Source organism: Candidatus Melainabacteria bacterium (assembly GCA_003963305.1).
GTDB lineage: Bacteria > Cyanobacteriota > Vampirovibrionia > Obscuribacterales > Obscuribacteraceae > PALSA-1081.
Genome location: RXJR01000014.1, coordinates 1 through 13927, shown reverse-complemented (window position 1 = coordinate 13927; position 13927 = coordinate 1). Strand labels below are relative to the sequence as shown.

The 13927-nt window shown below is 47.1% G+C and carries 12 protein-coding genes and 1 pseudogene; 9 read left to right on the top strand and 4 right to left on the bottom strand.

What is annotated here, in order from left to right; translation table 11 throughout:
- Positions 1-68 precede the first annotated feature (68 nt).
- From EKK48_15110 to EKK48_15085, 6 genes and pseudogenes are all read left to right on the top strand, one after another.
- Positions 69-224: a hypothetical protein gene (locus tag EKK48_15110; GenBank protein ID RTL40902.1), complete on the top strand. Its 156-nt coding sequence runs from the start codon at positions 69-71 to the stop codon at positions 222-224.
- A 1195-nt stretch (positions 225-1419) separates the two neighbouring features.
- Positions 1420-1512, top strand: a pseudogene (locus tag EKK48_15105) (hypothetical protein).
- Between the two features lie 466 nt (positions 1513-1978).
- Positions 1979-2512 (top strand): hypothetical protein, encoded by a 534-nt coding sequence (locus tag EKK48_15100; protein RTL40901.1) that lies wholly within the window; start codon positions 1979-1981, stop codon positions 2510-2512.
- 274 nt (positions 2513-2786) lie between these two features.
- The gene (locus tag EKK48_15095; protein RTL40900.1) at positions 2787-3257 is read left to right on the top strand and encodes a hypothetical protein; all 471 of its coding nucleotides are present in this window, start codon (positions 2787-2789) and stop codon (positions 3255-3257) included.
- Positions 3258-3816: 559 nt separating this feature from the next.
- Positions 3817-4764: a hypothetical protein gene (locus EKK48_15090; GenBank protein RTL40899.1), complete on the top strand. Its 948-nt coding sequence runs from the start codon at positions 3817-3819 to the stop codon at positions 4762-4764.
- Between the two features lie 295 nt (positions 4765-5059).
- Positions 5060-5851 carry a hypothetical protein gene (locus EKK48_15085; protein ID RTL40898.1) on the top strand — a complete coding sequence of 264 codons (792 nt, stop codon included), beginning with the start codon at positions 5060-5062 and terminating at the stop codon, positions 5849-5851.
- Positions 5852-5864: 13 nt separating this feature from the next.
- Here EKK48_15085 and EKK48_15080 read toward each other — a convergent pair whose 3' ends face one another.
- On the bottom strand, positions 5865-6794 hold the full coding sequence (locus EKK48_15080) for a CAP domain-containing protein (GenBank protein RTL40897.1): 930 nt from the start codon (positions 6792-6794) through the stop codon (positions 5865-5867).
- Positions 6795-7021: 227 nt separating this feature from the next.
- On the opposite strand from EKK48_15080, the gene EKK48_15075 reads away from it, so the two are divergent.
- Positions 7022-7483 (top strand): DUF4279 domain-containing protein, encoded by a 462-nt coding sequence (locus tag EKK48_15075; protein ID RTL40896.1) that lies wholly within the window; start codon positions 7022-7024, stop codon positions 7481-7483.
- 722 nt (positions 7484-8205) lie between these two features.
- Here the strand turns inward: EKK48_15075 and EKK48_15070 are convergent.
- Entirely contained in the window at positions 8206-9603 is a 1398-nt protein-coding gene (locus EKK48_15070) for a hypothetical protein (protein RTL40895.1), read from the bottom strand.
- Positions 9604-10019: 416 nt separating this feature from the next.
- Here EKK48_15070 and EKK48_15065 point away from each other — a divergent pair, with 416 nt between their 5' ends.
- Positions 10020-10655, top strand: a complete 636-nt coding sequence (locus EKK48_15065) for a hypothetical protein (protein ID RTL40894.1) — start codon at positions 10020-10022, stop codon at positions 10653-10655.
- Between the two features lie 88 nt (positions 10656-10743).
- Here EKK48_15065 and EKK48_15060 read toward each other — a convergent pair whose 3' ends face one another.
- A complete protein-coding gene (locus EKK48_15060) occupies positions 10744-11163 on the bottom strand; it encodes a hypothetical protein (GenBank protein RTL40893.1) in 420 nt (139 codons plus the stop codon).
- 266 nt (positions 11164-11429) lie between these two features.
- A complete protein-coding gene (locus tag EKK48_15055; GenBank protein ID RTL40892.1) occupies positions 11430-12584 on the bottom strand; it encodes a site-specific integrase in 1155 nt (384 codons plus the stop codon).
- 1131 nt (positions 12585-13715) lie between these two features.
- On the opposite strand from EKK48_15055, the gene EKK48_15050 reads away from it, so the two are divergent.
- Positions 13716-13927 (top strand): transposase (locus EKK48_15050; protein ID RTL40891.1); only part of this gene is annotated, 212 nt, incomplete at its 3' end.

The window sequence follows — 13927 nt, the reverse complement described above, 5'->3', positions numbered from 1 at the left end:
GCGCTGAACTATCAAACGCCGCTGGAATTTAGAAACTCACACCTGGAGGCAGCTGTCTAAGTTTCTAATTGGATCGAATTTTGGGGAGCAGGTCAGCCACACTGCGATGGGAAGATATCGATTTTGACTCGAAGGTTCTCAGGATTCGAGCAGAAATCGCAAAGAATAGGCAGGAGCATCGATTGCCTCTTAGCGACTACCTGCATAAACTGCTGAAACGATGATACGAACAAAGAACGGAATCACCATTTGTATTTCCGGGCACAGGTAAAACTGGGCATATGATTGACTCAGGCGATGTTATTGATGGCGTGGGCAAAAACGCTGGTTTCCGATTCATGCTCCACGATCTCCGGCCGACTTTTCTAATGATTGCGGAGAGGCTTACACTGTCATATGTTGTGCTAAAGAAGCTCGCCAGTTACTCAGGACGCAATGACACTACATTTGGTTATGTCATCGTAGATGTTGAGAGATTATGCGAGCCGATGCAGATGATTACAAATGAAATTCTACGTTTGTGCGCGGTCACTGAATTTAAGCAACCTAAACCATAGTGCTAAGCTTCTGGCTTTAAAACTGCCGTTCTAAGCTACCCCTACTGCGTAAGCGAGGTTTTAGATTGCAGTTTTGCTTTTCGCTCCACCCGAGAAGAAGCTTTCTTGCCTGCCGCTATCACGTGCAGCGGCTCTCCTCCGAGGCGCTCTAAAATTGTTGTTGGCTGTTCCACGTTGTCTTTCTTTTTTCGTGTGCCGACCATCACAATACTCCAGGACCTTGCCGTGGCGAATGATCTTCACTTTACCATGCGCAGCCAGCTTTGATTGAACGACGTTGAGCCTAAAACTTTGAAGTTTTCAGCTGTCAATCGACTTTAGGAGAATTTGTCGACATAGTGCCGACAGTTTTGAGAAGTCCTGATCATCGATACATCATATTTCCAATACTACAAAGGCTTTGCACCGCTTTTGGTGCGGTGACCTATCAAAAAGATCACTTATCCGGGGTCGGGGAATTACTCGACGTTTGGATATGACGGGCTGGGACGGAATGTTTCGTTTTTCGAAACTACTGCTGGATCTGTAACCTCCACGAAACAGTTTGTTTGGGCTGGTGGTAACAGTCCGAAGGAAGAACGAGATGGCTCGGGAGCGTTGACCAAGAAATTCTTTGGCAGAGGTCAGGTGAACAGTACGTCCAAATACTTCTTTAATTTAGATCATCTAGGCTCCGTGCGAGAAATGACCGACAACACTGGTGCAAGCCAGGCTCAGTACGCGTTCGATTCTTTTGGACGTGTGACGAAAATTTCGGAGACTGTCGCATCAGATTTCGGTTATGCGAAGTACTACCTGCATTCACGAAGTAATCTAAACCTAACTAGAACAAGGGCTTACAGCGCCATTATTTGGAAGATTCATCACTCGTGACCCAATCGGAGAAGAAATTCAGGCAAACCTGTATGGATATGTTTCTAATGGGCCAATCAACTTAATCGACCCATCTGGACTAACGCAAAGTGATCCCACTGGCGGATGGGCTAGTCCAGGCGGACCTGGTGTGACCGACTTCGTTTGGTTGCCACCCTTGCTTACACCGCCTAACGGAATAATTTGTCCTCCACCTCCGCCACGTCCACCAGTGCCGCCGAAGAAACCTGTGCCGCCTATCTCACTGCCGCCCCTTCCGCCAATAATCGTTCCACCAATTCCTCCTGACTGGACTTTTATTCCGACCATTACGCCCCTTCCGCCTCCTGTTTTGGATCCAGATCAGCGCGAAGGAAGTTTTCGTTTCGTGGATCCCAATGTGGTATGGCGGATGAGATTACTCGAATTTTTGGACTATTGGAATAGAAACCTCCCAGGTGGAGATGGCACTAGGTTACCTGTGCCGGCATGGCCCGCACCGCGATGAACGCAGATGTCCTTTCTCAAATTAATGATCCAGCGTACAATTGGGATTGAGCGGAGGTTGAATGCGTGTGTCAAATCAGTCACCACTAACCGACCAACAAGCTGCAGTAAAACTCCTAACGAGCTTTCGGTCGCGACTTGCTCCAGACGAACACGTGCTTTTAGTCGGGAAGCAATTAAAACGAGCACAAATCAATGCCCCCGTAAAATTGGTTTTGGGCATTTTGATTTCATCAGCACTGCTGATTTTTTGCAGTACAGCAGTTATTCTTGCATGCCCTATCCCTAGCGTGATCAATTCAGTGATACCATTTTTTGGAGCTGGCACCGAGTTGCTTACGGCTCTTCCTTTAGCTGCATTGATAGCTGTGATTCTTTCAATTATGGCCAAGAGAAATGCTGAGAAATCACCGGTTCTTTTTTTCTTAACTAGCAAAAGTCTCTATAAGATCGAAGGGGGACAGTGTCAATTGTTAGAAATTCGAGAGCATATCAAGAAAATTGAAACACAGAATGACGCCACAACTTTGTTTATGGAAGCTGGTGGAGTGGTGAAGCTATCGATAATCCAAGGAATTAGTTTGGAATTGTTGTGACGTGCATTCTAAACAAAAATTGTGGATTATGGTATTCGTTCGACTGACCTGCTCCCAAATTTCGATCCAATCGGAAACTTAGATGTTTGTATAGACAACGGCTGGTTCTGTGACGAATACCAAACAGTTTGTTTGGGTAGCCTCGAAATGTATGGATGAGAGGGATGGGTCAGGCAGTCTGACAAAAAATTCTTCAATGTTGGACAGATGATCAGCACTTTCAAGTACATTTATAGTGAGGACCATCTTGCGACCGTTCGAGAGATGGATGATTATGATTAAGTTATCTAGCTCTGTTTTAGCTCTTTTTTTCGGATACTTCTTTTGTATCTCACCAATCGCCGTGGTCTATGCACAATCCCATCATGACACTGGATACGTCTCATGGGGAACTGACGAATTCGAACTGTTCGGTTTGACGAAAGCACAGCTTACAAAGAAATTTAAAGGCGAGCTTGAATTTGACCAAAACTTTGAAACTGCATGGCTGAGCCCAAAACATACAGGTCCTCAGTTCATTTTGTCTTTCTCAAATGGAAAGGTCATTGCCGTTCAAAGAATGTTCGTAGACGGTATGGGATGCCACATAATGGGACCCATATTGAAGTCCCAAAAGGAGGCCGCGAGATTTTCAATTGAGGGATTAACTGAGAATCCCAAACCCAATTTAAAAGATCAGGCGAAATTGGCTTTGGCCAAGAAAGAGCTTGCCGATGGCATGCCTAAAGATAAACAAAAAGACTGAACGCAATTATCATGTCGGCGGCAGAACGTCGATGTGACCGGCTGAAGCTGACTCTGCATCTTCAGCTTCACGACATCCCTTTTCAGCTGTACGTTTTCGATCTTTGCGATTGTTCCGCTTGCGTGTGCAGAATGATCTAAAGCCGTATGGTTACCGCATTTAGATCGATTGGTGATACTGCGATCACATGCTGGCGTCTACACAGCGTCTACATTGCTTTCATTTGGCACCTCATTCCACCAATGTCATGATCGACTGAAGATCGGCATGGATAGTACTGTTGATAAATTGTCTCGATAATTGCTCAAAAGGAATTAACTGCGTTCCGGATCCACCGGAAAAACCGCCGAAACCTCCAACACCGACAGATGGAGATGATCCAGGAACAGTAGGAGGGGGCACACCCCCACCGGATAATACGAAAACTCCTTTTTTGCGACACAGAAGACGTCCATACCTACCAGGGGTACTCATTGAAACCCATTTAACTAATGACATACTTGGAGCCAGTGACTCCAAGTCGCACCTGCTATGCTGATGATCGATAGAGGAAGAGTAGATGCAGAGTTCGGAACTGGATGACTTAGTGCGCATTGGCAAATCACTAGATCCTGTTTCCGTGCAGGGGCTCGAGCAGCAATTGTTAGTCAACCCAGATGATTTGGGTTTACGAATTCAGTTGCTTGTATATTATTCAACATGTTTGAATCAATTGAATTTGTACGTGACTCATGTTCAACATCTTATCAGCAGGCATGCTAATGATGAGACTTTTGCAGATTTTGCAATATATAGATCCGCGAGCCTAAAATGTTCAAACAACGAAGTTTATGAGCAGATAAAGGGAATTTGGCTGCGCCGTCTCAATTTGCCTGAGTGCAGCATTTGGGCCGCTATTAACGCTGCTACCTTTTTTCAAATCAACGATGAACCTGAACTAGCAATAAATACTCTGATAGCTCATCCAGATTTAGATCTTAGTGAAGCAGCGTTGTACAAAGTTGCTTCGTTACTCAAGATTTTAGCCAAAAAAAACAAATCCGAAAAGCGATTGCGAGAGGCTCTCACATACTTTCGTAAATCACTTAGTCTTGCCACTACTCACAAAAGCAAAATACTTTCAAACATCGAAATAGCTTCCTTGGCTGGTGAACTGGTTGACACTGGTACGGCTCGTGAGCATGCGATAACGGCATTAGAACTCGCTGCCACAGAAAAGGGCGATGATGTTTATGGTTATGTGGTCCATATCTGTAACATTCTATTAGGCAATTTGGCATTGGCTGAGAACGATGCGGCAACTGCGATGGAATGCCTCTCGAATGCGGCAAACCTTGAACCGTCAGCACTACTTTCTGCAAAGGGACCGGACCTTAGTTTGGCGAGACGGTTAGTGGAGCGAGAATACTTTGATGAAGTGGTTCAATTTCTAAATCTTATAAGCGGATATGATTTTAACGAGACAGATAAGAACAAGCTCTCACGTCTAAAAAGACTTGTTGGTTAGCGATGGTATAGATAATCTGCCTGACTTGATTTCAGGAGGGGTGACTTATGCGCTTGCTGAGTTCGGTTGATCAATTTCAAGGATTTTTATCATCTATGAATTTTCAGATAGAGCACGTGATCAGGTTCTATCAATTAAGTGAAACGCTTATGATAGGCTGATCAAGATCACTTATCCGGGGACGGGCAATTACTCGACGTTTGGATATGACTGTTTTAGCAGAAACACTTCTATCATTGAAACTACAGCAGGCACAGTGACGAGTATCAAGCAATTTGTGTGGTGCAATGATTCGATGCGTTCAGAACGAGCCTGCGAAGAACGTGATGGCTCTGGAGTTTTGACTAAAAAGTTCTTCGGGAGAGGTCAGATGAATAGTACAACGAAATACTTTTGCACCTTGGATCATCTTGCCTCGGTCAGAGAAATGGGCGATAACTCTGGAGTTATCCAGGCTCAATATAACTTCGATCCATTCGGACGATTATCTAAAAATAGCGAGGCTGTGCCATCAGATTTCGGTTATGGAGGATTTTACTCGCATTCCCGAGCTTGGCTCAATCTGGCCACCTTCAGATCATACAGCTCTACACTTGGAAGATGGATCAGTCGCGACCCCATGGAAGAAGTTGCTGGAATTAATGTCTTCGTTTATGCAAACAACTCTCCGTCAACGGTCGTTGATGCGTTTGGTTTAGACGGTCAAGGAACTGCGGGTGCAACGGGCCAAAGTGGAAGTTTCGCCGGAGGTTATGGTGGCGTCGGAGTTACTGGAGGAGCCGGTTACGACCCCGGACCTAGCGCCGCAACTCAAACGGGCGCAGCAGGTGGCGGTCAAGTGCAACACTTCACATACCCTAACCCTCAGCTCAATACCCGTTGCAATCTTAGAGACACCAACCTAACACCCACATCAAACCCTCCGAGAGGTCTGCAAGCGACACCCCTTTTAGGTGATTGGCCAAGCACGAGCACTGGTACAAGTGCAACAGCAACTAGCCGCGGGAACAGTGCTAATGCGAGCGGGAGCGGACGCGGGGTGGGCCTGGATGTTGGCGGAATTGTCTTGCCAAAGACCGGCAAATAGCATCAACGGCCGGTCAATTCAAGCTGGTTGTTCTGGTTGAAACTTCGATCACGTCGTTTCTCTTGAGTTTTACAGCACATACGCTTACGTAATATAGTCCCGATTGCCAGTCCCTATCAGGAGTTATCTGTACGGAAAAGCACTGAGCACCTTTAACCATTGCTGTTTTTACGTTTTTATCAGTTGGAAAATATGTGACGATAGCATTGTCTGAATAGGCTAACTCTCTAGGTCCGTTATTCAAGTCGGCCTTCGATATGGACTTTGGCATCGGTTCCCTGTAAATCGACAAAGAATAGAAGTTCACCCCAGGGCTGAAAGTGCCCGAAACTTGGAATACACGTCCCCGAACGATGCTCGATGGCAGCTTAGAGTATCTTCCATAAGCGTTAAGAAACTCTTGCGCAATGGCCAAATGTCCATCATTCTGAGCGTTGACGAAAAAGCTTAAACCAAAACCAACCTTATTGTGTTCGGGCGTCAGAATCTGAACACGATGCCCGTCGTTCGGAGGTGTTTCAGTCATGAAACTCTTCTCCAAATCGTTAAGCTCGTCTTTCGAAAACAGGTGAGTAGGCTTTGACTGTTTTGCAAGAGCCTCAGTCGAAAAGACTCTTGTAGATACGAGACACAAATTCTCGCTGACGTGGTCACTTCCTCCAGCCTCAGTATATCTTTGAATTGGTTTTTTACCAGAAGTATCCCAATGGCTGATGTAACCCTTTTGTGCCATTTCGTCCGAATGGATTTGACCTGCAGCGGAAGCAGTCGTATCCATCAACAACTTTGGCAGATGATTTGCCATTCGATCTCTATTGACCAAACTCAGCATATATTCACGTGCTTCAACTAACGACATCGGATGGTCATTCGGCGATCCAAGTGCGCTGGAGCCTTGCGACAGCAACGTCATAATCAGAGACCATGTCGTCAAATTTTTCACACACCACCTCGTTCTGCATTCTGAACATACTTTACTTTAGCTGACATAGCAGCGAAAGAAAATCAAACTTTCCTCCGCTATTTTGCTCACCATCTTCTTTGTGCTTACGGCGTAAGAACACAATGATAGATGTCGACAGGTTAAGGCCGATTGCTTGGCTGATTTGAATCCCTTCGACCCCAAATTTTGGTGTAAGCTAAGTAGTTGTATCGCAGCCAGCGGATTCAATGGCTTCATGGTTGTGCAAGCCACGGATGGAACTTGGTTTACACCATAAACTTGCCTGTGAGGATATCAAAGTGAAATCGCTTGATCCTAAATGTCTCGAAGTTTTCTTATGGATCCATGGTAGAGATTTAGTTCCAGATGAAACTACCAATTCGCTGAAGTTGGAGCCGACAAAAACTCACACCGAAAGCAAGATTAAACAGTGGATACTGAGCAGCTGCAATTTTCAGCCGAACGATCATCTGATAAATCACATGGACTCAATCTTAGATCAAATCGAAGTCAAACACGAAGAGCTTGAAGAAATTCGTCGACGTGGGAATCAAACAGTTTTGTACTGCAAACTTGCCGTCGATGATGATCAAGCGGTTTTTGCGTTTGACCCAATGCTTACAAGCCGTGTTGCTAAGCTGGGACTTTTATTCACTCTTGATGTGTCCTATCCAGTTGCCCCAAGGTAGGACGAATGCTAACTGCCAAAGCTGCGATTTTTAGAATATTCATCATCTAAAGCGTGACTTGAAGTTCTGTCGTCAGCGTTCCGCATGCACAATCTTGCTGTCTCCAGCCCACTCTGTACATTCCTTTTCCAGCTATGCGATGTCGATTTTAATTATCGATCTGTGCCCGCGGGTGTAGAATCCTTGAAAGCCGCATAGCAACCACGCTTACAGGAATTGGTGATATTACGATTCTATGCTGGCTGTCTACGCAGCAGAAATCATCTGGAAAAACTCAGGTCAAAGTGTCAACTAGCGCATTACAAAAAATGTCACTGTAATGGCTACGCAAAAGTGCTGGACGTCTTTCGAAATGAACTACAGCGGTATCGAAAGCAATTGCATCCGAACCGGCGAACAAACTGAGAGAAGCAAATTCAGTAGAGCGATATTTGTCAAAGAGTAAGCGTGCTTCATGACCTGACCATCACTGAAACAAAATTCCGATTTTGAATATACACTTGCTTATAGGCTTTACAAGCGTAATTTCCCTTCCCTGAACGGATGAAAACGCTCTATCGGGTGGCATCCGGGACGGTGGTTTGTTCGGTGGTGTCGGGGATGGTATTGGGTGCACGGTGCGACCAGCATGGACGTCACCTGACTCGATCGTTTCGGAACAGTGGCGACAGTTGCGGGCATCTTCGTGCCTTCTAGTCCCTGGCGGAGTTCAGCAGCGGAATTCAATTCTCGATCAAAGGGGCTAGTTCTGTGAGTTTGCTTTCTATCGATTTTTGGATGTCGGGCAGATGTTTTTGATCGTCGGGTTTTGAGGGATCGCCACCAGTGGTGATGACAGACTTGGCGACATTTTGGACAGACAGGTCGTCTGCGCCCGGTGCGATAGCTGACATCACATTTTTGTCGCCGTAGATTGGCTTGCCATCAATGAAGACCAGGTGGATGTGTTTGGGATAAGTCCTTAGAAGAGATTCGTAAGGGTCGGCAGTACCGTTGACTGGTTGTTCGAGTGAGGGTGCAAGGAAGAGGTCGGCAGCGTAGCCTACGTCAAGTGTTCCCTGAGGAGCACCAGCACCAGCGGTGATTGAACTTTTGTCTACGCCAGCCACTTTTGCTGCGTCGGATGTAGCCATTTTGAAAATGTCTTTTGCAGTGATTGTGTTTCCCCAGTTGGAGTAGGCGATGGCGTAGGCGAACTTCATTTCTTCGAGCAGATTGTCTGATCCGCTCAAGGTCCAATCCGGTGCCAGGCTTATCACAACACCAGCCTTCATGGCTTGTGGAATGTTGGTCACTGCTCTATAAAGATTCCAATTGCTGACTGGAGACCAGACGAGAAACATTTTTCTATTTGCCATATCGGCAAAATCATCTGAGCCAAGCGCGAGACCGTGAATACAGACAACGCCTTCCTGACCGAATCCTTTACTGACCAGGACTTTGTATTCGTTGGCAGATATAGGATCGCTGGACAAGCCCTCGCCAATGTGAAAAAAGAGGCGTTGTATACCATTTGGTGCTGACTTGTTTGAGAGTCCTGTCAGATATTCGTTTTTCTTGTCGTCCGGCAAACTTTCAATCTTCGGGAGAACATGATTGAGAGCCTTGTATCTAACATCCAGGTTGCGAACCAGAATATCAGGCTGCTTCTGAGCAAAGCTACCCTGAATCAGTGTTGTGCCACCAATCAGCGCCCGCAATTCACCATACTTGCGAGAATCATCGATGACTGGTTTTAGTGCTGTATGTGGTGCATCAACAGCGGCTTTGTACCTGGGGTCATCTAACCATTCATATCTGCTTTTAAACGGGCCGTCTGTCCATTGAGGAATTGAATTCCAGTCGACATGATTGTGTGTGTCGATCAGACCGGGAAAGATGTATCCATTCCAATCGACCTTTCTCGCAGCCGGAGGTACGGAAGATTCATCGGTTCCTACTGCGCTAATGACGCCATTGCTAAAAACAAGCCAGCCATCCTTAATTCCGTTTTCCGTGACAGCTTTTCCATGAATGGCCCAGGTCTGATTCGAGGAGGTGGCGCACTCTGATGGCGCAGGGGCAATGATGGCTGAGAGGAAAAACGACAGGATGACAAATTTTGCGGTTTTGAGTTTCACGGGGTGTCGCGCCTCAGTGCGTGGGATTGGGATAGAGTAGCGCTGAGTTCGTTGCTCATGCGGACCCTCAAGATAGCTTCGGGCCCTCTATCCGAGTGGCCATTCTTTTAGATTGGGATTCGTGAGCAAATCGGGCAGTTGGTTGATTCGCCACTCAATAAGATAAACCTGATGAGACCAGTCATTCAGCATTTGCCTGCAGATGTTAGCGTGCTCAGGCAGAGGTTGCAAGCGAATTGTTGCAGAATTGAGTGCGCGCTCGACAGATTCGATATGAAGAGCAGTACGGATAAAGTCGACATTCTCAGAGCGCCAGCATTCGTGACTGAAGTTACATCCGGACTCACTTAATAGCGTCATATTGTCGATAATAATGTAAGACGAACCGTAATTGAATTTTGTATTCGGCAAGACTAATGAATGAAAAAGAATTTGAACAAAGATTGAAAGAAACGGTGGCCTGGTGCAGCCGCAAATGTGATTTGTCCAAAGCGCAATATCTTCGTACTGCCGCGCTGAGACCACAAAACCCTGATGATACTTCACTCTTTCTGGCAAGTAGCAAGCAGGGCAGTGCTGCGATTGAAGAAGTCAGTCAAAAGCGAAAGAAGCTTTTGACCAAGGAGGGTATCCAAGCTGTCGGCACTACAAGCATGGCAGGTGGACGCCTTCTTGCTTACTTTTTGGGAGCATCGGGTCATGATGGACTGACTGAGTCAATGTCTGACGGCTACTTTGATCACGAGGATACTCCGCCCTGGGATACCTGGGTGTGTTGCATTGCTGGTAAGGAGTTAATAGGACCCGATCAAGAACCTTTTGATCTTAGGGTCGTTATTGGTCAAAGGGCATTTTCTGCAGATTATGTCCTGTCCTGGGTACCGCCAGCATGGATTGAGAATGTTGGGGAAGTTATGAGATGTGAAACTATGGGTGCAATCATGTGGGCTGACCTTCTAGTATCTCGCCCGGCAAAATACGCGGTCTTCGACTTTCACCGTTGCTACGTTCCCGCCTGGTTGGAACGATATACCACTCAATTGGGTCGGTGAAATGGGCGGCGTTGAGCGACGTATTGTTGTGCGAGGGGTTGGAAAATCCGACCCTGGTGGAGGCCGGATCTGGATGAGGATGGGCTTGTTAGTGATGCAAGGCTACGAGAGATTTATAAGCAGCGCTGTGGTGAGTTGCCAGAGATTCCAGTGCGTGTTTGTATTTTTCCTGAGAGAAGTATTGTGGAAAAGTGTAGACAACAATTGCCCAATCGCAGTCTTCTTCGTACCAGCCGTCCAATCCTTGAGAATTGAATGTGGATCTTTTCAGGCGTGGAGCAACTTTGGCGTTGGCGGCGCGATTCAGAAAATAGCCGCCGTGCGACGCCGTTGTATACGCGGTGATACCAGGGGCGATGTCTTCTGCTGATTGAGCTTTGCCCCAGGGGGTATCGCTGCTGACCAGGTGGATGTCCGCTGGCGTCTTTGCTGCGGTTGTCTTTGATGCGGTGGTCTTTGCTGCGGTCGTCTTTGATGCGGTCGTCTTCGATGTAGTTGACTTTTTCATGTGTTTTTACCTCGTTGTCTGCGGCTCCGTTGCCGCGCATGAATGAGGGAGCAAAGCAGTGTCCCAAAGTCAATGCGGTGTTTTTGAGGGCAATACGGATTGACTTTGGTGGCGCTCGCTTTGCTACGATCTGGTCGGCGGCATCTGGGACGGCGGCTTGTCTGGTGGTATCGGGGGTGGGATTGAGTGTGCGTGCGAGGTCGTCGCCGTCACCTTACTCGATCAGATGTGAACAACGGCGGCAGTCCCGGGTTCTTTTCTTCGGGTTATTGTGAGGTGCTCAGACGTTTGATTTCGTCCTGGGCACTTTCCATGGCTTTGCGGACGGGGTCGTTGGAGAGGCGCGAATAGATCTGAGTAGAGGCGATCGACTTATGTCCGAGAGCCCGGGCGATGATTGGCAGGCTCTGATTATCCATTGCCATATAGCTGGCCAGTGTACGACGGAGGTCGTGCAGGCGAAGGTCCTCAATGCCTGCTTCATTGAGTAGCTTGTGCCAGGGTCTTTTCGGTTCGACCAGATGATGGCTGCCGCCCTTACCTGGCAGAACCCAGGGGCCGGTCTTCTGGGCAAATCGGCGCTTAAGAAGTTCGATAGCAGACGAGGTGAGTGGCACAAAATGCGATTCTTTGTTCTTAGTCAGTGGTATCCGCCACAGAGCCAGTTCAAAGTCAATTTCATCCCAGCGCATCGCCAGTACATTCGACCGGCGTGCTCCGGTGTAGAGGCTGAGTAATACATAGTCACGAATCAGTTCGTCCTGTGTCTGCAGGGTTTGGAAGAAGCGTGACATCTCGTCGGGTCTGAGAAACCGTTCGCGTGCCTGGACCTTATTTTGTTTAATACCAGCCCATGGGTTTTCAGTGATGGTGCCATTTTTCAAGTTCCAGTTCATAGCGGCCCGCATCAGGATGAGCAGATGATTGGCGGCGGCGGGACCATTTTTCTGTCGCACTTTATTGAGCCTTTGCTGTACTTCGACTCTGGTGATAGTTGAATGCGGCTTTTTTCTCCAATCTGGAATGTATCGGTCAAAGTCTTTACGCATGTCGTTGTAGCGAACGCAGCGATCTTTTGCATAACTTTCCATGTACAGGTCAAATAGTTCAAAAACAGTCAATTCCTTATTCTTGGACGTACGCACAGACGGCGAAATAGCGATGTTATTGGCGATGCCATGAAGGACATCACCGGCCTTCTTGCGAGCCTGTTCGATGCTAATCTCAGGATAGCGGCCCAGTAAGACACGTTTGCTCACCCCACCGATTTTGCGTCGAACATAGAAATTGAGCGCGCCGTTTGACGAGACGCGCACAAGCAGGTTGTTGACATGTTCATCATAGTAGACGTCGCGGGTGGAACCGGTCGGGCGCGGCAGTTCCTCTAATTTCTTCTTGGTGAAATTGATTCTGGTTGCCATTAGCACCTCCCAAAAATTGTCCGAGGGGGCCCAGGGGGGCCCAACTCAGTGACCCAGGGTTTTCACCACCGTGGGTTTCGGGGAAAATTCTGGGCCCCCTTTGGGCCCCCTGAGAGAGAAATTTTCGTGCATGTCGAGCAATTTCAGTAAAACAAATCGATCACGCGAAACCTTGATGATTAGTTGATTATAGCAAAATATTGACAGCCTGTGGTGATACCACCAAAAGAGCAAAAAAGCTCTGACCCATTTTTCGTAAACCGTAGGTCAGGGGTTCGAATCCCCTCATCGGCTAAGCTTTTCGGGATTTGCCTAAATCTTCCAGGACACCGCCAGGCCCCCTTTGAACTAATTTTGGGGTAGTCCGGTGGAGATTAATTCTGTTTCGGGTCATCAGAGAGCCAATTGGAACGCTTCCGCAAAGATACGGTTCGATTTCTCTTGCCTCTGCAGCGAGAATAAAACAAAAACCATCATTCCGAACCCCGCCTTCGAGTGCGCAAGATCAAAGTGCATCAAAATGAATACGCACTTTCTGGCGACTAAATGTTGCACTGTGCATTCGATTACCCCTAATAAGATTAGATACTACCAATAGTGGCTTTTATGTTTGTGCCTGCCTGAGTTTCGGCTGTTGATAGTGGCAATAAATGGAAACGTTGAAAAATGATAGTAGCGAAAAATCAGCAGTGCAGCCGCTTTCAGAGCCTCATCGTATTTTCCTTTATCCTGCACTACAACTTGCACTGCGTGATATCCAGTTTTTTCAGAATCACATCGAACTACACACTTGCCGAAAATAAGTTCTAACCGAATCAGATTTTTCGGGAAACATTTTCGACCCGGGGGCGTCGTGAGTTTTAGTTGAAAGAAGACATTCTCCGAATTATCAAACGATGTGATCTTGCAGAGCGAGACACCGGAGTGATAAAGATGCAAAAGGAGAAGACGAAATGCAAAACCGTCGTAATTTCAACCCAACTCAAAACAATGAAATCAACATCCAGCAAAACATGCTACTACCATTTGCAGAGCCTGGATACGGAGTGATGTGACCCCGATGTTAGGTCCAAAAAGAAGTTGACAGCTGACAACCGACAAATCTAGACTAAGCGCTAGAAGGACGTCAGCATGAAGAAAAGCCGATTCACAGAAGAGCAGATCATAGCCATTCTCAAGGAATCCGAGGCCGGGATTGGGAATTCCGAGCTCTGCAGGAAGCACGGGATCTCGGAGCAAACGTTTTACAAGTGGCGCTCGAAATATGGTGGCATGCAGGTCAGTGAAGTCAAAAAGATGAAATCACTGGAAGAAGAAAATGCCACCTTGAAGCGTTTGCTTGG